An 18,108-nucleotide genomic window follows, 5' to 3' on the forward strand; every position below is an offset into this window, starting at 1 on the left:
TGATCTGAAGCGGTAGACGATTACTAGCCAAAGCGTTCGGCTTTGCCAACCCGGTTTTTCACCCCATTGTGACGGCCCACCAAAAGCAGTTGCAAAGATGCCGCAGTCGAAGTGGCGGCAATGGCCCTCCGCCATCCCAGCCATCACCGCCCTCGCCCTCACCCGGATTCTCCCTCGGGCTCGACCCGAGGGCCGTTCCCCGCTTGCGCCGCACCCTGTGGTACGACCTCGTCCTTCGACAAGCTCAGGATGAGGTCCATGGGGAGATCACGTCTTACCAGTAGACCTCATGGTGAGCCTGTCGAACCACGAGGTCGTGGCACCACCCCTACGGCGCAAACACCGCAATCGCACCGGGCCTGATAATAAAATGCGCCGGCGTCTGGGTGACAATGTCCCCATCGGTATTGATCTCGCGCGGCTCGCGCGTCCGAATGTCGAATTCGGTGCTCTTGGAGGTCCGCACCTCGTCCCAGGCGCCATGCTGGCCACGCCGGAAGGCACCCAGCATCAGCCCGAATTTCCAGACGTTCTTGAGCTCGAGACTATAAAGATCGAGATGCCCATCCTCGATCGTGGCGTCTTCGTGGATCACCGTGCCGCCGCCATAATGCACGCCATTGCCCACCGCGATCTGCAGCGTCTTGACGGTCACCGCCGCGCCGTCGTCGCCGATGATCTGCGCCCGGAACGGCCTCGCCGAGGCCAGCACGCGAATGGCGGCCAGCCCATAGCCGAGCTTCCCCCAACGTTTCTTGGCTTCCGGCGTCAGCCCCCGCGCCAGATCGGCGCTGAGGCCAAGGCTGGCGACATTGAAAAACGGATGGCCATTGACCTCACCCAGGTCGATGCGGCGCTGATGGCCCGCCACGATGATATCTGCCGCCTTGAGCAGATCGTCGGGAATGGCCAGCGTCCGCGCCAGATCGTTGGCCGTGCCCATGGGCAGGATGCCCATCGGCAGCCCCGTGGCGAGCACGCCCTTGGCCGCCGAATTGATGGTGCCGTCCCCACCGCAGACAATGACCAGATCCGCCTCGTGCCGCCGCCGGGCGATATCGGCTGACACTTCCTCGGGTGTCTCGAAGCGCTCGACCACCACGTCGATGCCACCCGCTTCGAGCCGGGCAATCACCGGCTCCAGCGCCGCGCCGCCACGGCGGGATTTGGGATTGACCAGCATCAGGCCGCGACGGCGGGAAGGCATGGCAGCTGTCATGAATGAGAGGTCCGATCGCTTGTGGGCAGGTGCCCTAAATGGTCGACCCGGCGGAATGTCACAAGAGCTGCCACATTACCATTCGGTCATGCGAGCCGGCAGGTGGGGACCACCCTCACGCAACATTTTTTCCTATATGGCTGACATTGCCCACAAAGCAGCGCTAGGCTCAGCCTTCAGCGATTCAAAAACCAAGAGGCTGACGCCCAATGACCGCCACTCCCATCGATCCCGTCAAACTGGACAAGCTGGCCCAGGTGGCCATCAAGGTCGGGCTGCAATTGGCCGAGGGCCAGGACCTGCTGATGACCGCGCCGATGAGCGCAGCGCCGCTGGTGCGCCGCATCACCGAGCATGCCTATAAAGCCGGGGCGGGCCTGGTCACCACCATCTATTCGGATGAGGAAGCCACCCTCGCCCGCTACAAATATGCCAATGACAAGAGTTTCGACAAAGGTGCCGCCTGGCTCTATGCCGGCATGGCCGAAGCCTTCAAGGCCAATACGGCGCGCCTCGCCATTTCGGGCGACAATCCGATGATGCTGGCCGGCCAGGACCCCGACAAGGTATCCCGCGCCAACCGCGCCAATTCGGCCGCCTACAAACCCGCCCTGCAGCTGATCACCGGCTTTGATATCAACTGGAATATCGTTTCCTACCCCAATGCCGCCTGGGCCAAGCTGATGTTCCCCGATGACAGCGAAGAAATTGCCGTGGGCAAGCTGGCCGACGCCATCTTCAAGGCTTCCCGCGTCGATGTGGACGATCCGATTGCCGCCTGGAAGGAGCACAATGCCAATCTCAAGAAGCGCTGGAGCTGGCTCAACGGCAAGAATTTCGCCTCGCTCAAATATTCCGGCCCGGGCACCGACCTGACCATTGGCCTGGCCGATGGCCACCGCTGGAAGGGCGGCGCTTCGGAAGCCAAGAACGGGATTACCTGCAATCCCAATATCCCGACCGAGGAAGTCTTCACCACGCCCCACCGCTTGCGCGTCGAGGGCATTGTCAGCTCCACCAAACCGCTCAGCCACAATGGCACGCTGATCGAGGATATGCAGGCGCGCTTCGAGGGCGGCCGCCTGGTTGAGCTCAAGGCCTCCAAGGGCCAGGACATTTTCAACCGCGTGCTGGACACCGATGAAGGCGCCCGCCGCCTGGGCGAAGTGGCGCTGGTGCCCCATTCCTCCCCGATCTCGGCCTCGGGCCTGTTGTTCTACAACACGCTTTACGACGAAAATGCCTCCAGCCACATCGCCATGGGCCAGTGCTATGCCGATTGCTTCGTGGGCGGGAAGGATTTGACCCAGGAGCAGATCCTCGCCCGGGGCGGCAACACCTCCAACATCCATATCGACTGGATGATCGGCTCGGACAAGATCGACATCGACGGCGTCCACGCCGACGGCAGCAGCGAACCCGTCATGCGCAAGGGCGAGTGGGCTTAGGCTGAACCAAGCCCGGTGCGTGGCGCATAATCTGGTCCTCCACCGGGCTCACCCTCCCTTTGATGAGGAGGGCTTACCCTGGGCGCATCCAAGAAACGCGGTGACATTCCGGCGAAGGCCGGAATCCATGTCCGCATGGTCCCACAACCACTGGTGTTGGTGGATGCTTCACAGCATGGATTCCGGCCTTCGCCGGAATGACACCGTGGACGGTTTGAGTCACCGCTCTCCCTCGGGCTTGACCCGAGGGCCACTCGCCGCTTGCGCCGGATTGAGAGAGGCCCTCGGGTCAAGCCCGAGGGAGAACCGTGGCTGGGGTGGATGCGGCTTCCATCATTCCGCCCCGTTCTCGTGGCGGGTGGCTCCAGAATGTGCCAAACGGGACCGGAGACACCAACCAGAGAACCGGCAGCATGCGCCTCGTCCACCGCATTTATCGTGCGATCTTTGCCCTGTCGCTGCTCATCGTGGCGGTAGCCGGCGGGCTGGCGCTCGATATCTGGCGCTATGCCGGCCAATCCTCGGCCCAGAAGGCCGATGCCGCCCTGGTGCTGGGTGCGGCGGTCTTGTGGGATCGCCCCAGCCCCGTGCTGGCCGAACGGTTGCGTCATGCCAAGGCGCTCTATGACATCGGCCAGGTCAGCCATATCGTGGTCACCGGCGGACGCAGTCCCGAGGATAAGCTCAGCGAGGCCGAAGCCAGCCGCAATTGGCTGGTGGCCAATGGCGTTCCGGCCGAAGCGATCATCGAGGAAAACCAGTCGCGCACCACGATCGAAAATTTTGCCCTTGCCGCCCCGGTGCTGGCCGAGGCGGGTATTTCCAGCATCCTGATCGTGTCCGATCCGCTGCATATGCGCCGCGCCATGCTGATCGCCGGCCGGGCGGGTCTGAGCGCCCAACCCTCACCCACCCCCACCAGCCGCTATCTCAGTTGGGAGACGACCATGCCGTTTCTCGCCCGCGAAGTGTGGTTCATGGGGCAATATCTGGTGGCGGGGCTGTGAGTGGCTCTCGATGCTTAGGACCAATCGACATTCGCTCAGGCTGAGTCGAAAATGGCGGTTTTCGAGAACCGGAGCGGAACGTACATTTGGGTACGTGAGCACCGGAAGCGCAGAAAACTGCCATTTGCAGGCCAGCCTCAGCGAATGGCGGTTGGTCCTAACAGTCCGTTAACGCAAACGGGCCTGATGTTACGATGAAGTGGCGGTGAGGAGACCCCAATGCGCATTCTCGATACCCATCTGCACCTGGTTTATCCCCGCCAGTTTTCCTATCCCTGGCTGGCTGGCCAGCCGGTACTCAACCGCACCTGGACCCTCGAGGATTACTTTGCCGAAGCCGTGCCGCTGGGCATCGAATCGGCGCTGCATATGGAGGTCGATGTCGCTGAACAAGACATGCTGGCCGAGACCGAATACGTGCTCGCTCTGCCCCGCATCATCGGCGCCATTGCCGCCTGCCGCCCGGAAAACCCGGCTTTTGTCGACCAGATCGAGCGGCTGTCCGAGCACCCGCACGTCAAGGGCGTCCGCCGCATCCTGCATGAGGCGCCCGATGATCTCAGCCAATCCGATCTGTTCGTCGAAAACATCCGCCACCTGCCCGATTATGATCTGAGCTTTGACCTCTGCGTGCGGGCCGACCAATTGGGCATCGGCAAAATGCTGGTGGAGCGGGCGCCCGATGCCTCGTTCATCCTCGATCATTGCGGGGTACCCGATGTCACCGGCGCCGGGCTCGATCCCTGGCGCGCCGACATCAAGGCGATTGCCAAGCTGCCCAACCTCAATGCCAAAGTGTCTGGAATCATTGCCTATTCCGGCCCCGACTGGACCATCGACACGCTGCGCCCCTATGTCGAACACATCATCGAGTGCTTCGGCTGGGACCGGGTGGTGTGGGGCTCCGACCATCCCGTGGTCACCAAGACCGGCTCGCTCACCCGCTGGGTCGAAGCCACCCGCGAGATCGTCAAAGGCGCCAGCCAGGACGAACAGGCGCGCCTGTTCCATCGCAATGCGGAACGCATCTACAAAGCCTGAATTTTACTGCGTGCCGCCTTGATGGCGTCACCGGTCCGTTGCACTCTGGTTGGTAACAAGAACAGGGATTACCCCCATGGCCTCCATCGCCGACCGAATCGCCGTTTCTACCTGGTCGCTGCATCGCATTCTGGGCAGCATTTATCCCCATGACCTGACCACGAGTGCCATCGGCCCCGAAGACCAGCGCTACGGCGACGGCGAAGAATCGCTCCTTGGCCTCCCATCGGTGCTGAGTAACCATGGTTATCACCGGCTCGAACTGGTGTCGTTTCACCTGCGCAGCCGCGACCCGGTCTATCTGGGGGAATTGCGCGACCAGCTCAAAGTGTCCGGCGTGACGCTGCAGACGCTGCTGATCGATGCCGGCGATATCAGCCATCCCGAACATGGCGCGCGCGACACCAAGTGGATTGCCGGCTGGCTCGAAGTCGCCAACGAACTGGGCGCCGGGAATGCGCGGGTGATCGCGGGCAAGCAGAAGCCGACGCGCGACGCGCTGGACCGCTCGGTCAAGGCGCTGACCACTTTGGCCGATGGCAATGCCGGCTCCAAGGTGCGGCTGGTGACCGAGAACTGGTTCGACCTGCTGGCCGAACCGGCGCATGTGCATTATTTGCTCGACAAGCTGGACGGACGGGTCGGGCTGTTGGCCGATATGGGCAATTGGACCGGGCCGGAGAAATATGCCGATCTGCAATCGATTTTCGGCCGCGCCGAATTGTGCCACGCCAAGGCCAGCTTCATCGATGGCGACCTGGACGAGGCCGATTACGGCCTATGCATCGCGGCGGCAGAAGAGGCCGGATACAAGGGACCCTACACGCTGATTTTCGACAGCGAGGTGCCGGGGGAATGGCACGGGTTGGCAGCGGAACGGGATTTCGTGACGACGCGGCTGGAGGCGTAGCTCGCTGCCCACTACAGGCCGGCAAATTCAGCGAACCATCCATCAACCACAATGTCATTCCCGCGCAGGCGGGAACCTCTGTTTTCTTCTCCAACATCCCGAAACGGAGGTTCCCGCTTTCGCGGGAATGACACCATGGGTGGGGTTGAGTTCCCCCCTATTCCAACGGCTTCAAATCCGCCAAGAGCGTGGGGATCAGTTCCGTCACCGTGGGATGGATATGCACGGCGTGCATCATCGTCTTGTAGCTCATTCCCCCCGCCATCAATTGCAGCAGCGAGTGCACGATCTCATCGCCACCGATGCCCAGGATCGAGGCACCAAGCACCTTTTCGCTCTCCGCATCGACCAGCACTTTCATCAGGCCCTGGGTTTCCCCGCGCTCCTTGGCGCGGCTGACGCGTGACATGGGCATGGTGCCCATCAGCACCTTGCGGCCCAGCTTGCGGGCTTCGGCCTCGGTGATGCCCACCCGACCCAGGGGCGGGTCGATGAAAAGGCCATAGACCGGAATGCGGTTGGCGATGGAGCGGTTGCCGCCATTAACCACATTATCCGCGACGATCTCGAAATCATTATAGGATGTATGGGTGAAGGCACCGCGGCCATTGATGTCGCCCATGGCCCAGATGCCTTTGACCTTGGTGCGCAGGTGATCATCGACCGGGATATAGCCCCGCTTGTCGGTCTCGATGCCGGCCGCGGCAAGGTTGAGATCGGCCGAATTGGGGGTGCGGCCCAGCGCGATCAGCAGATGGCTGGCTTCGACCGAGGACAGCCGCCCACCGGTATCGAGCGAGAGCAGCACGCCATTGCCGGCCCGGGCCACCGCCTGGACATTGGTGTTGAACAGGAACGTCACCCCATCGGCCTCGACGATGTCCCGGATCGACGCCGAGATATCCTCGTCTTCCCGCGCGGCAGGGCGCGGGCCGCGCTCGATCACCGTGACCTTGGCGCCGAAGCGGGCATACATCTGGGCGAATTCGAGCCCGATATAGCTGGCCCCGGCGATGAACAGATGGCTCGGCAGGGTGTCGAGATCCATCATGGTCGTATTGGTGAGATAGGGGACCTTATCGAGGCCCGGCCAATCGGGAATGCTCGCCTTGGCGCCGGTATTGATGAAAATCTGCGGCGCGGTCAGCGTGCGGCCCTTGACCGACACCTCATTGGGCGAAACGAAACTGCCCGAGCCCTTGATATAGTCGAGCGTTTCCAGGCTCCCCAGCCAATCGGTGAGGCCTTTGACCGAGGCGCCCACCACCTTGTCCTTGCGCGCCTTGACCGCCTTCATGTCCACGGTAACGGGGCCTTTCACCACGACGCCGAAATCCTTGGCGTGGCGCGCGCTCCAGGCGGCGCGGGCGCTGGCAACCAGAGTTTTGGTGGGCGTGCAGCCATCATTGACGCAGGTGCCGCCCAGATGCTCGCGCTCGATCAGCGCGGTCTTGAGACCTGTGCCGGCAAGCCTTGCGGCGAGGAAAGGGCCGGACTGACCCGCGCCGATAATGATGGCATCAAATTGTTCGGACATGGCCGCATCCCCTACAGTCGGAAAGAGCTTATGGCGGAGTTCGCGACCGCACCAGTGGGAGAACGGGCGGGCAATCGTCGCTCGTGTTCGCTCAATGCTTGACGAACCGCCCCCAAACCAGCGAACACCGCCATATGAGCTTGCTTTCCCTCAAAGACGTGACCAAGGCCTATGGCGGTGTCCCGGCCCTCAAGGGCGTGGACCTCGATATTGCTTCGGGCGAGATTCACGCGCTGATGGGCGAAAACGGCGCGGGCAAATCCACCCTGATCAAGATATTGGCCGGGGTCGTCGCGCCCGACAGCGCCGCCATTAGCCTTGATGGCACTCCGGTCCATATCGACAGCGCCCAGCATGCCTATCGGCTGGGCCTGCGCTTCATCCATCAGGAATTCAATGTCGTGCCGGCCCTTTCGGTGGCCGAAAACATCTTCATGGGCCGCGCCTACCCCCGCCGCGCCGGCCTGTTCGTCGATTGGAAAAAGCTCAACGCCGCCGCGCGGGAAACCCTGCTCAAACTGGGCATTACCCATATCGATCCACGCCAGAAGCTGGCCACACTGACGCTGGGCGATCAGATGCTGGTGCGCATTTCCAGCGCCTTTGTCAGCGAAGCCGGTGCCCCCGCCCGTCTCTATGTATTGGACGAGCCCACCGCCGCCCTCACCAGTGAGGAATCCGAACGCCTCTTCACCGTGTTGCGCGAACTACGCCTCCAGGGCGCTTCGGTGCTTTACGTCTCCCATCGGCTCGACGAGATCATGGCCATTTGCGACAAGGCGAGTGTCATCCGCGATGGCCGCAGCATCGATACCGGAAAAATAGCTGATATCACCCATGACGATCTGGTCGCCCTGATGATCGGCCGCCGCGTCGAGGAAGCCTATCCGCGCCAGCTCACCCCGCCGCAAGACCACATCGCTTTCACCGCCACCAACCTCACCATTCGCGGCCGCGCACCCGTCTCGTTCTCGGTCCGTGCCGGTGAAATCCTGGGCCTTGCCGGCATCGCCAATGCCGGCCAGCGCGAACTCCTGCGCACCCTCTTTGGCGACCTCGTCGCCACGGGCGGCACGATGGCCCTGGCCGGTCACCCCTATCGGCCGCGCAGCCCCGCCGACGCCTGGCGCGCCGGCATTGCCTATATCCCGCGCGAGCGGCGCTCGGAGGGGCTGATCCTCTCGCGCCCGATTTTTGAAAACACCACCCTGCCTCATCTCAAGGCGCAAAGCCGCTGGGGCACTTTCCTTGACCCCCGCCGCGAACGCCGCCTTACAGCGGAACGCGGCCAGCTCGTCCGCCTCAAATCCGCCGGCCCCAATCAGCGCGCCCGTGAACTGAGCGGTGGCAACCAGCAAAAGGTGGTCTTCGCCAAGGCCCTGGTCGGCGATCCGCGCCTGCTGCTGCTCGACGAGCCCACCCGCGGCGTCGATGTCGGCGCCAAATTCGATATCTATACGGTGATCCGCGAAATGGCCGCCCGCGGCATGGCGGTCATTCTGGTCTCGTCCGACCTGCCCGAATTGCTCGGCATGGCCGACCGCATCGCAGTGATGCGCGACGGCGCCATTACCGATTTTGTCGCGGCGGCCTCCCTGAGCGAGCAAGCTCTCATCAATCTCACCTTTGGTCGCGCCACAGGATAACCCTATGCTAACCCTTCTCCGGCGTTACGGCACAATTATCGGATGTGCAGCTATCCTGATTTTCTTCTGGGTCAGCCTGCCCGACACCTTCATGACCGCCCGCAACTGGCTCAACATTTCCCAGCAATTATCCATGCTGATCGTGGTCGCCGCGGGCATGACCATCGTCATGGTGATGGGCGATTTCGACCTCAGCGTCGGCTCCATGGCCAGCCTTTCCGGCATCGTCGTGGCCGTGCTTTTTACCCTCGGCGTTCCCGTCTGGGCCGCAGTTTCCCTGGCTTTATTGGTGGGTCTGGCGGGCGGCGCCATCAATGGTGCGCTGATCAGTTTCATCGGCATATTGCCGTTTGTCGCGACCCTTGCCACCCTCACCATGTTCTCCGGCGCCGCCTTCGTTGTCAGCGGCGGCAAGACCATTTCGGGCCGCGCCATCCCCGAGGATTTTTCCCAATTTTCCCGTGGCGGCATAGCTTTAGGCGATTGGGGCGGCGTCGCCGTCAGCATCCCCAACCTCACCCTTCTGGCCCTCGCCGTGGTCATTCTGGTCTGGGTTCTGCTCGAGCAAACCACGTTCGGCCGCCGCCTCTATGCCATTGGCGGCAATAGCGAAGCGGCTCATCTGAGCGGCGTCGCCGTGCGCAAACTCAAGCTCATCGCCTTCGCTCTCACCGGCAGCACGGCGGCCCTGGCCGGCATCATGTATGCCAGCCGCGTCGCCTCGGCGAACCCGACCCAGGGCTCCAGCCTCATGCTCAACGCCATTGCCGGCGTGTTCCTCGGCTCGACGCTGAGCGAACATGGCGAGCCGCGCATTCTCTACACAATTGTCGGCGTCCTTATTCTTGGCGTGCTCGACAATGGCCTGACCCAAATGAGCGTCGACAGCTATGTCCGGCAAATCCTGGTCGGCGGCATCATCATCCTCGCCGTCTCCGCCAGCTCCCTCACCAAACGGCTGCGGACACGATGATGCTTTCCCCCAACGAAGCGGCCCTCCGCCTGCTCGAAACCCGCCGCTCGGTGCCCACCAGCCAATTGGCCGAACCCGCACCAAGTGAGGCGGAACTGGCCCGTATCCTCACCATCGCCACCCGCGTCCCCGATCATGGCGCGCTGGTGCCCTGGCGTTTCATCGTCTTTTCCGGCGACACACGCCATCAGGTCGGGCAGCGCCTCTCCGCCGTCTATCGCCTTGAAAAACAAGACATGCCGCCCGAGCGCCTCGAAAAATTCGCCGGCATCATGACCCGCGTTTTCACCTATGCGCCGCTGGTCATCCTCATCGTCTCCAGCCCCGCGCCCGATGCCAAGATCGCCCTGCGGGAACAGGAACTCTCCGCCGGCGCCGTCGCCATGAATCTGCTCAACGCCACCCATGCCAGCGGCTATGGCGCGATCCTGCTCACCGGCTGGGCCGCCGAAAGCCGGGGCGCGGCGCAGGTATATGGCGTCAAGCCACACGAACATATTGCCGGCATTGTTCACATCGGCACCCCCACCGATATCCCAGCCGACCGGCCGCGGCCCGATCTGGTACACTTGGTCACCCATTGGACCCCGCGGGAATGACACCGCGCCGTGGTTCGGATAATGGAACCTCATCCGCGAAGCACCCCAACGCGAAAGTGCCTGCCATGATCCCCGCCGCCGTCACCGTCGAAGATGTGCGCGCTACCTATGGCACCAAGGCCGCGCTCGATGGCGTCAGCCTCACCATTCCGCGCGGCTCCAGCTTTGCCCTGCTCGGACCCAATGGCGCGGGCAAGACCACGTTGGTCAATATCCTGTGCACCCTGCGCCGCCCCGATGGCGGCCGCGCCGTCGTGGCCGGGGCCGATGTCCTGCGCCAGCCCACCAAGGCCCGCCGCTCCATTGGCGTCGTGTTCCAGGATTCAAGCCTGGATGACCGTCTCAGCGCCTGGGAAAATCTTGAATTCCATGGCCTCGTCTATGGCCTCGCCCCGAAAATCCGCCGCGAGCGTAGCGCCACCGTGCTGGCTTTGGTCGAACTCGAAGACTGGCGCGACGAGATCGTGCGCAGCTTTTCCGGCGGCATGCGCCGGCGCCTCGAAATCGCCCGGGCCCTGCTGCACGAGCCCGAAATCCTCTTCCTCGACGAGCCCACTGTCGGCCTCGACGCCCAGACCCGCCAGCGCATCTGGCAGTATCTGGACCAGCTCCGTCGCGAGCGCGAACTGACCGTGCTCACCACCACCCATTATATCGAGGAAGTCGAAAGCGCCGATATGGTCTGCATCATCGACCACGGCAAGATCATTGCCCAGGCGCCGCCCGAAGACCTCAAGGCCCGATATGGCACCCGCTGGCTGCATATCCTGCCCCGCGACGCCGCCGCCACAAAGGCCATCCTCGCACGCTATCCCGCAGCCCAGAAGCTGGGCAGCCATAGCCTGGCCCTCCCCGCTGGCGACGATGCCGTCACTGACGCCTTCCTCGCCGAATTCCGCGATAGCCTGTCCGAAATCCGCTTCCAGGAACCGACGCTCGAAAGTGTTTTCCTCTCGCTCACCGGCCGCGAATTGCGCGACCGGGCCGATGGTCAGCGCGATGCTGAAAAGGCTGCCGGCAAGCGCGGAGGCCGCCGATGAGCAGTCCCATCATCCTCATGCGCGGCGTCTATGGCGTGTGGCTACGCGAGATAATGCGCGCCACCCGCGACCGCGGCCAGATGATCGGCGGCGTCAGCCGGCCATTGATCTGGCTGCTGATCCTGGGCGTCGGCCTCAACCCCTATTTCCGCGGCGAGGTCTATGGGGAGGTGCGCTATGTCATCCCTTATACCTATCTGCAATTCCTGTTCCCCGCCGTGATCGTGCTCAACATCATGTATACCTCGATCCAGTTCGCCGTGTCGGTGATCTGGGACCGTGAATTCGGGTTCCTGCGCGAGGTGCTGGTCTCCCCCATGCCGCGGGCGCTGATCCTGCTCGGCAAGGTGCTGGGCGGCAGCACCGTGGCCATGATCCATGGCGGCCTGGTGCTCATCCTCGCCCGCTTTGCCGATGTCACCCTCAGCCTCGAACAGATGGCCATGGCGCTCGGCCTCATGTTCGTTCTGGCCTTTGGCCTGACCTGTTTCGGCGTCGTGCTGGCGGCGCGGGTGCGCAGCTTTGAAGGCTTTGGCGTTTTCTCCAACACCATCATCCTGCCGCTCTATTTCACCTCGTCCTCGGTGTTCCCGCTCGATCCGGCGCTGACCCGCACCCAGACCGCCACGGCCTATCCAGAATGGCTGGTGTTCCTGGTGCAGATCAATCCGATCACCTATGCGGTCGATGCGCTGCGGGGCGTCGTCATCGGCTTCAATCAGTTTCCACCCAGCTATGGCCCCGCCGTCATCTGCACCATGGCGCTTGTGTTCTTCATCATGGCGCTGATCGATTTCGGCCGCTCATGAGTGCCAAGCGCCCGCATCGATGGCTGCAGGCCGGGGTCAACATCGCCTTCATCGCGGCCCTGCTGACCGCCATCAGCTTCCTGCCGCCCGACACCTCCCTGTCCGACAGGCAAGAGGCGGGTGTGCTCAAGGTCTGCGTGCCTCCGAGCTATCCCCCGCTGATCACCGGCAACCCGGCCGAGCCCGGCTATGATGCCGAATTGGTGGCGGCCATTGCAGGGGATTTGGGCCTGCGGCTGACGGTGAACACGCTGCCGGCCATCGGGCAGGATTTCAACCCGCGCAACTGGTTCCTCACCCGGGCGCAATGCGACCTCGTCGCCGGCGGGGTGGCCGATACGGTGCAAACGCGGGGGTTCCTGCAGACCATTCCCACTGCGGCGGAAACCGGCTGGGTCGGTATTTCTGCCACCGGAACCATGCCGCCTACCGGCAGCATTGTCGGCGTGCTACCCGGCACATCCGGACTCGACCGGCTAGCGCTGTCAGGCTGGCTGCGCCAGCAGGGCCTGCGCGCCCAATTGCTGCGTAGCCCGGCTCAACTCCAGTCCTCGCTTGAAAGCGGCGCCATCGCCGCCGCGATCACGGAGCGATTCGTTGCGGGAACCATCGATTTGAAAGAAAATGCGTTCGGATTGTTCTGGTTACCAGAAAGCATCTTTCCACATTATCGAATGGCGCTTGGCTTGTGGAAGGGCGACCAGACCCTCAAGCGGGCCGTCGCCAATGCCTTGGACAATCTAGCGAAAACCAACGTTTTGAATGCGTTGGAAGCGCGTTACGGGCTGGACGGGGCCATAGCTTCCACGGCGGAATAATGTTCGCACACAGCACTTTAAGATGTGCTGATGCGGTCTCGGAATGGACGGATTTGATCAAAGTGTCATTGTGCTTTCGTGCCGCATATGTAACGGTGGCGCATCACAATGAACCCCAGCGTTAACCGTCTGAAGGCTAACGCCTTTTCGCATTGTGCTTTACAACTCATTGGGAGGGTACCGTGCCTTTCAGATCCAAGCGGATCACCGCCCCCGTCACCTTGCTTGCTCTTGCCGCCGGCGTGTTGAGCGCCGGTTCGGCCATGGCCGCCGGCTTCACCGCCGAACAGGCTACCGCCGGCAAGACGGCGTATGATTCCAATTGCGCCCAGTGTCACGGCTTCCAGCTCGAAGGGCCCGATGCTCCGGGCCTGGCCGGGCGTGACGTGATGCAGAATTGGGATAGTGCTGGTGGGCTTTACGACTTCATTTCGGTCGCCATGCCTCCTTCTGCGCCGGGCCTGCTCGGCGAAGAGACGTACGTCAACATCGTTGCCTATATCATGCAGTTCAACGGCGCTGCGCCGGGTGACACCCCGCTCGCAACTGGTGACGCCATGTATGACGTTTCGCTCGCGACAGAAACCGCTGCCGGCGCCGCCAGCATGGCTGCTGCCGCTCTCGATGCCGGTGGCGCTCCAGCCGATGCCGCGGCTGAACCCAGTACGCCCGTGCCGCAGGCCTTTACCTGGGGCAAGCAGCTTCCCGGCGGCCTCGCGCCCGCTGACATGGCTCCTACGGCCGACGCCGCTGCGCCGACTGTCCCGCAAGCATACACCTGGGGCAAGACGCTCCCCACGGTCGGCAATTAACAACGGTCAACTAAGGCGTGCCTGAAGCGCGCTGACATATGGAGGTATCGATGAAAATCGATCTGATGAAATCTCTGCTTGTGGCAACGACTGCGCTGATCGCGCTGTCCGCCCCTGCACAAGCGCAGGGCGTCAAGGCGGATTATGTTCCGGTCACCGACGAGATGCTGGCCAGCCCGCCGGCCGAAGACTGGCTGATGTTCCGCGGCGCATATAATAACCAAGGCTATAGCCCGCTCGACCTGATCAACAAGGACACGGTCGGCCAATTGCAGCTCGCCTGGGCCTGGCCGATGGCCGAAGCCGGCATCCAGGAAACCGCTCCGCTCGTGCATGACGGCGTCATGTTCCTGCAGACCAACAACAATATCGTTGAAGCGCTCGACGCCAAGACGGGCGACCTGATCTGGCAATATCGCCATGTTCTGCCCCAGCTCCCCACCTCGTGGAGCTATCAGATCAACCAGGCCCGCCGCCAGAAGAACTCGATCGCGCTCTACCAGGACAAGGTGATCCTGACCACGGCTGACGCCAAGATCGTCGTGCTCAATGCCGCCGACGGCAAGGTTGCCTGGGAAAAGCAGGTCATCGACTACAATCTGGGCTATAGCTACACCGTTGGCCCGCTGATTGCTGATGGCAAGATCATCTCGGCCATTTCCGGCTGCTCGATCGCCGGCACCGCTGGCGGCTGCTACATCTTCGCCCATGACGTGAATACCGGCGACGAGCTCTGGCGCTTCAACACGATCGACGATCCCGACAACCAGGCCCAGCAGGACAGCTGGGGCGGCGTTCCTGCTGAAAACCGTTGGGGCGGCACGCCTTGGACCACCGGCGCTTATGATCCGGAAACCAAGACTACGTTCTGGGGCATCGGTATGCCCGGCCCCTATTCCGAACTCATCCGCGGCTCAGGCGATGGGTCGGTGCTCTACACCAATTCCACGCTCGCTCTCGACGTCGAGACGGGTAAGCTGAAGTGGTATTACCAGCACCTGCCACGCGATAATTGGGATCTGGACAGCCCGTTCGAGCGCATCCTGGTTGACCAGGAAGTCGACGGCCAGACGCACAAGCTGCTGATCACTGCCGCTGGCAAGAACGGCATCGCTTTCGGCCTCGATCGCGACACCGGCAAGTATCTCTGGTCCAAGGAGACCGTGGTGCAGAATGTCGTCACCGGCATCGACCCGGACGGCACTGTTCACATCAACGAAGACCTGGTCTCCCAGGCCGTCGGTGAAGAACACCTGATCTGCGCCTCCGTATCGGGTGGCAAGCTCTGGCAAGCTGGCGCCTATAGCCCGCTGACCCAGGCCTATTTTGTGCCCCTGACCGAAGCCTGCAACACCGTTGCTCCGACCCAGACCGAATTCACGGCCGGTAATGCCGTGGGCGCCGTCAAGTTCGGTCCGCGCGTGCTGCCCGAAGGCATCACCGATGCCGGGCTGCTCCAAGCACTCAGCATCAACCCGACCCAGGGCGAGTCCAAGTGGCAGATGCGTGAGCGTCCGTCCATGACCAGCTCGGTTCTGGCCACGGCTGGCGGTCTGGTGTTCGGCGGCGACGCTGCGCGCGAAGTCAAGGCGTGGGACCAGGAAACTGGTGATGTGGTCTGGTCGCAGCGCCTCAATGCGCCGATCGGTGGCTATCCGATGACCTATGAAATCGACGGCGAGCAGTATCTGGCCATTCCGACCGGCTACTCGAACTCGGCCAGCTCGATTTCCTCGGCTTTCCCGGAAATCCCGCTACCCACCGGTTCGGGCAACTCGATCTTTGTGTTCAAGCTGCCAAAGGCCGCTAGCTAAAAAGCAAACAAAGAAAGGGGCTTCGGCCCCTTTCGTCTTTCTGGGCGCCGCAGCGCCAATTCGTGACGGGACGCCGGCTTTCCTTGGACCGCCAGGCGACCAAGGAGAGTTCGATGCTTCGTTATCTTACGCTAGGCCTGGCCCTGCTCATGGCTGGTGGCGCCTATGCGCAATCTTCCGGCATCCCGCCCGAGGAGATGGACAATTCGCGCAGGCTGGCCGGCGACGCCATCAATGTGTGCTTCGATATCACCAGCCTTGGCCGGGCCTTTGATGAAGATGTGGCCAGGGCTATTGGCGATGCGCTGTTTCTCGAGGTCAATGTGGTGGAAGGCTTTGGCGGCTTCCCGCTCAATGGCGATGGTTTTCTCGATGAGTTGACGCTAGCCATGAACAATACCTGCGACATGTTCATGGGCGTCTCGGTTTCGACCAATTCTCCCGTCTCCGACGCTTTCGCGCTGACCCGCCCCTATGCGACCATTCCCTTTGTCTTCGTTGTTGCCGACCCCGATTGGCAGAAGCTGGGCGACATTCCAAAGGATCGCAAGCTGGGCACCGCCATGGCCAGCCTGGGTGAGATGAACTACATCACCTGGGCGCAGCAACAGCCTGAGGCCGAGCGCTGGGTGCGCTATCCCTATGCCAATTTCGATCTGATGACGACGCGCGTGCTGGACGGCACCATTGCCGGCATGGTGCTATGGCAGCCCGCCTTTGCACACCTGCAGCAACAGCGGCCCGACGCCGCTGCGCTGCGGGTGATCGCCAATGACCCGATCCCCAATGCCGAAGTCCATGTCGGCGCGTTGGTGTCGAGCCGCAACAGCTTCCTGCGCAGCCAGGTCGACCAGGCCATCGACGCCTTGGTCGCCGATGGCACCATTGCCGGGTTCCTGGAAAAATACGGCTATACCGGGCACGCTGGCGAATAGGGCTTTGCCGGTGGCGGAAAACCTATTCGGCTAGTGGCGCGATGGGGGTGGTCCTCGGCATGCGGTTCCAGGCGTCGAGGGCAGCGATCTTGTAGGCTTCGGCGAGGGTCGGATAATTGAAGGTATTCTCGACGAAATAGTCGAGCGTACCGCCCAGATTGAGCACGGCCTGGCCGATATGGATCAATTCGGTCGCGCCCTCGCCCACGATATGGACACCGAGCAATTTGCGGGTATCGAGCGCGAAGATCATTTTCATCATGCCCGATTGCAGACCCATAATGTGGCCGCGCGAGGTTTCACGGAAACGGGCGACGCCGCATTCGTACGGCGTGCCGGCGGCACGGACCTGCTGCTCGGTGAGCCCGATAGTGGAAATTTCGGGCACGGCATAGATGCCATAGGGGAAAAACTGCGGCGCGGGCGGCATGGCGGCGCCGAAGGCGTGCAGCGCGGCAATCCGGCCCTGCTCCATGGAGGTGGAGGCGAGGGAGGGGAAGCCGATGACGTCGCCGGCGGCATAGATATTGGGAACCTGCGTCTGGAAGGTCGCAGGATCGACCTTGAGACGGCCACGGTCATCGGGGACGACGCCGCAGGCATCCAGCCCCAGATTGGCCGTCGCCCCGACCCGGCCGGCGGCGTAGAGCAGCATATCGGAGCGGACGCGGCGGCCATCGGTGAGGATGGCAATGGCCCAGCCTTGTTCATCGAGTTCGACGCGATCCACCTTGGCGCCCAGGCGAATGGTCATGCCGCGCTTGCGTAGATCGTGGGTGAACTCCTCGATGATCTCGCGGTCGATGAAATCGAGATAGTTTTCCTTGGGCTCGATCAAAGTAACGGGCACGTCGAGCGCCGAGAAAATGGTGGCATATTCCATGCCGATAACGCCGGCGCCCACCACGGTAAGGCTGCGCGGTACGCGCGGCTCGGTGACCAGGCTATCGCTATCGAGTACGGAATGGTCGTTGAAGGGGATATTGGCCGGACGATAGGGCGCGGTGCCCACCGCGATCACCGCGAAATCGAAGCTGAAGGCGTGATCGTCCCCGGCATGGTCGATGACCGTGACGTGGTGGGCATCGGTGAATTTTGCCATGCCACCAAAGGTGCGTACGCCATTGCGAGCGAATTGATGTTCGAGCACTTCGATTTCGTAATCGAGCGTCATGCGCAGGCGGGCGCCGAGGTCCTTGCCCTCGATATCCTTCTTGACGCGATAGGCCAGGCCATAAAAACCGCGTTCGCGCCAGCCCGAAAGATTGAGCACGGTTTCGCGCAGGGTTTTGGACGGAATGGTGCCGGTATGGACAGAGACGCCGCCCAGGCGGAGGCGATTTTCCACCACCAGCACGGATTTGCCCAGCTTGGCCGCCTGAATGGCGGCGCGGCGCCCGGCCGGTCCGCTGCCGATGACGACGAGATTATAGTGCTCCAAGCCCCTGCCCCGATTTGGTGTTTTGTCTGCCGTATCGGAGGAGTGTGACATTGCGATTG

At 62.6% G+C, this 18,108-nt stretch carries 16 protein-coding genes; 13 read left to right on the plus strand and 3 right to left on the minus strand.

Going from position 1 to position 18,108, the window contains the following annotated elements; all coding sequences use genetic code 11:
• Positions 1 to 328: 328 nt before the first annotated feature.
• Positions 329 to 1,219 carry a lipid kinase gene (locus FF80_RS20185; RefSeq protein WP_052153804.1) on the minus strand — a complete coding sequence of 297 codons (891 nt, stop codon included), beginning with the start codon at positions 1,217 to 1,219 and terminating at the stop codon, positions 329 to 331.
• A gap of 209 nt (positions 1,220 to 1,428) precedes the next feature.
• On the opposite strand from FF80_RS20185, the gene FF80_RS20190 reads away from it, so the two are divergent.
• The 4 genes from FF80_RS20190 (at position 1,429) to FF80_RS20205 (ending at position 5,625) form a co-directional block, all read left to right on the plus strand.
• Positions 1,429 to 2,667: an aminopeptidase gene (locus tag FF80_RS20190; protein WP_035103681.1), complete on the plus strand. Its 1,239-nt coding sequence runs from the start codon at positions 1,429 to 1,431 to the stop codon at positions 2,665 to 2,667.
• 413 nt (positions 2,668 to 3,080) lie between these two features.
• Positions 3,081 to 3,674: a YdcF family protein gene (locus tag FF80_RS20195; protein ID WP_035103683.1), complete on the plus strand. Its 594-nt coding sequence runs from the start codon at positions 3,081 to 3,083 to the stop codon at positions 3,672 to 3,674.
• Positions 3,675 to 3,893: 219 nt separating this feature from the next.
• Positions 3,894 to 4,715, plus strand: a complete 822-nt coding sequence (locus FF80_RS20200) for an amidohydrolase (protein ID WP_035103685.1) — start codon at positions 3,894 to 3,896, stop codon at positions 4,713 to 4,715.
• Positions 4,716 to 4,791: 76 nt separating this feature from the next.
• Positions 4,792 to 5,625 (plus strand): TIM barrel protein, encoded by an 834-nt coding sequence (locus tag FF80_RS20205; RefSeq protein ID WP_035103687.1) that lies wholly within the window; start codon positions 4,792 to 4,794, stop codon positions 5,623 to 5,625.
• 157 nt (positions 5,626 to 5,782) lie between these two features.
• Here FF80_RS20205 and FF80_RS20210 read toward each other — a convergent pair whose 3' ends face one another.
• Entirely contained in the window at positions 5,783 to 7,162 is a 1,380-nt protein-coding gene (locus tag FF80_RS20210) for an FAD-containing oxidoreductase (protein WP_035103689.1), read from the minus strand.
• Between the two features lie 134 nt (positions 7,163 to 7,296).
• Here FF80_RS20210 and FF80_RS20215 point away from each other — a divergent pair, with 134 nt between their 5' ends.
• The 9 genes from FF80_RS20215 to FF80_RS20255 all read left to right on the plus strand — a co-directional run bounded on the left by FF80_RS20215 (position 7,297) and on the right by FF80_RS20255 (position 16,608).
• Positions 7,297 to 8,808 carry a sugar ABC transporter ATP-binding protein gene (locus FF80_RS20215; RefSeq protein WP_035103690.1) on the plus strand — a complete coding sequence of 504 codons (1,512 nt, stop codon included), beginning with the start codon at positions 7,297 to 7,299 and terminating at the stop codon, positions 8,806 to 8,808.
• A 4-nt stretch (positions 8,809 to 8,812) separates the two neighbouring features.
• Positions 8,813 to 9,781: an ABC transporter permease gene (locus tag FF80_RS20220; protein WP_035103691.1), complete on the plus strand. Its 969-nt coding sequence runs from the start codon at positions 8,813 to 8,815 to the stop codon at positions 9,779 to 9,781.
• Positions 9,781 to 10,380, plus strand: coding sequence for a nitroreductase (locus FF80_RS20225; protein ID WP_244445845.1), 600 nt, complete (start codon positions 9,781 to 9,783; stop codon positions 10,378 to 10,380). The genes FF80_RS20220 and FF80_RS20225 overlap by 1 nt, the downstream gene beginning before the upstream one ends.
• 65 nt (positions 10,381 to 10,445) lie before the next feature.
• Positions 10,446 to 11,420, plus strand: a complete 975-nt coding sequence (locus FF80_RS20230; protein WP_035103693.1) for an ATP-binding cassette domain-containing protein — start codon at positions 10,446 to 10,448, stop codon at positions 11,418 to 11,420.
• Positions 11,417 to 12,229, plus strand: coding sequence for an ABC transporter permease (locus tag FF80_RS20235; protein WP_035103694.1), 813 nt, complete (start codon positions 11,417 to 11,419; stop codon positions 12,227 to 12,229). Before FF80_RS20230 ends, FF80_RS20235 begins: the two co-directional genes overlap by 4 nt.
• A complete protein-coding gene (locus FF80_RS20240; RefSeq protein ID WP_035103695.1) occupies positions 12,226 to 13,047 on the plus strand; it encodes a transporter substrate-binding domain-containing protein in 822 nt (273 codons plus the stop codon). Before FF80_RS20235 ends, FF80_RS20240 begins: the two co-directional genes overlap by 4 nt.
• A 182-nt stretch (positions 13,048 to 13,229) precedes the next feature.
• Positions 13,230 to 13,859 (plus strand): c-type cytochrome, encoded by a 630-nt coding sequence (locus tag FF80_RS21195; protein WP_052153805.1) that lies wholly within the window; start codon positions 13,230 to 13,232, stop codon positions 13,857 to 13,859.
• A gap of 50 nt (positions 13,860 to 13,909) precedes the next feature.
• The gene (locus FF80_RS20250; protein WP_035103696.1) at positions 13,910 to 15,673 is read left to right on the plus strand and encodes a PQQ-binding-like beta-propeller repeat protein; all 1,764 of its coding nucleotides are present in this window, start codon (positions 13,910 to 13,912) and stop codon (positions 15,671 to 15,673) included.
• A gap of 113 nt (positions 15,674 to 15,786) precedes the next feature.
• The gene (locus FF80_RS20255) at positions 15,787 to 16,608 is read left to right on the plus strand and encodes a transporter substrate-binding domain-containing protein (RefSeq protein WP_035103697.1); all 822 of its coding nucleotides are present in this window, start codon (positions 15,787 to 15,789) and stop codon (positions 16,606 to 16,608) included.
• Between the two features lie 22 nt (positions 16,609 to 16,630).
• Here the strand turns inward: FF80_RS20255 and sthA are convergent, their stop codons facing one another.
• Positions 16,631 to 18,049, minus strand: coding sequence for a Si-specific NAD(P)(+) transhydrogenase (gene sthA / locus FF80_RS20260; protein WP_035103698.1), 1,419 nt, complete (start codon positions 18,047 to 18,049; stop codon positions 16,631 to 16,633).
• Positions 18,050 to 18,108 lie beyond the last annotated feature (59 nt).

Source organism: Devosia sp. LC5 (assembly GCF_000735585.1).
In the GTDB taxonomy this organism is placed as follows: domain Bacteria; phylum Pseudomonadota; class Alphaproteobacteria; order Rhizobiales; family Devosiaceae; genus Devosia.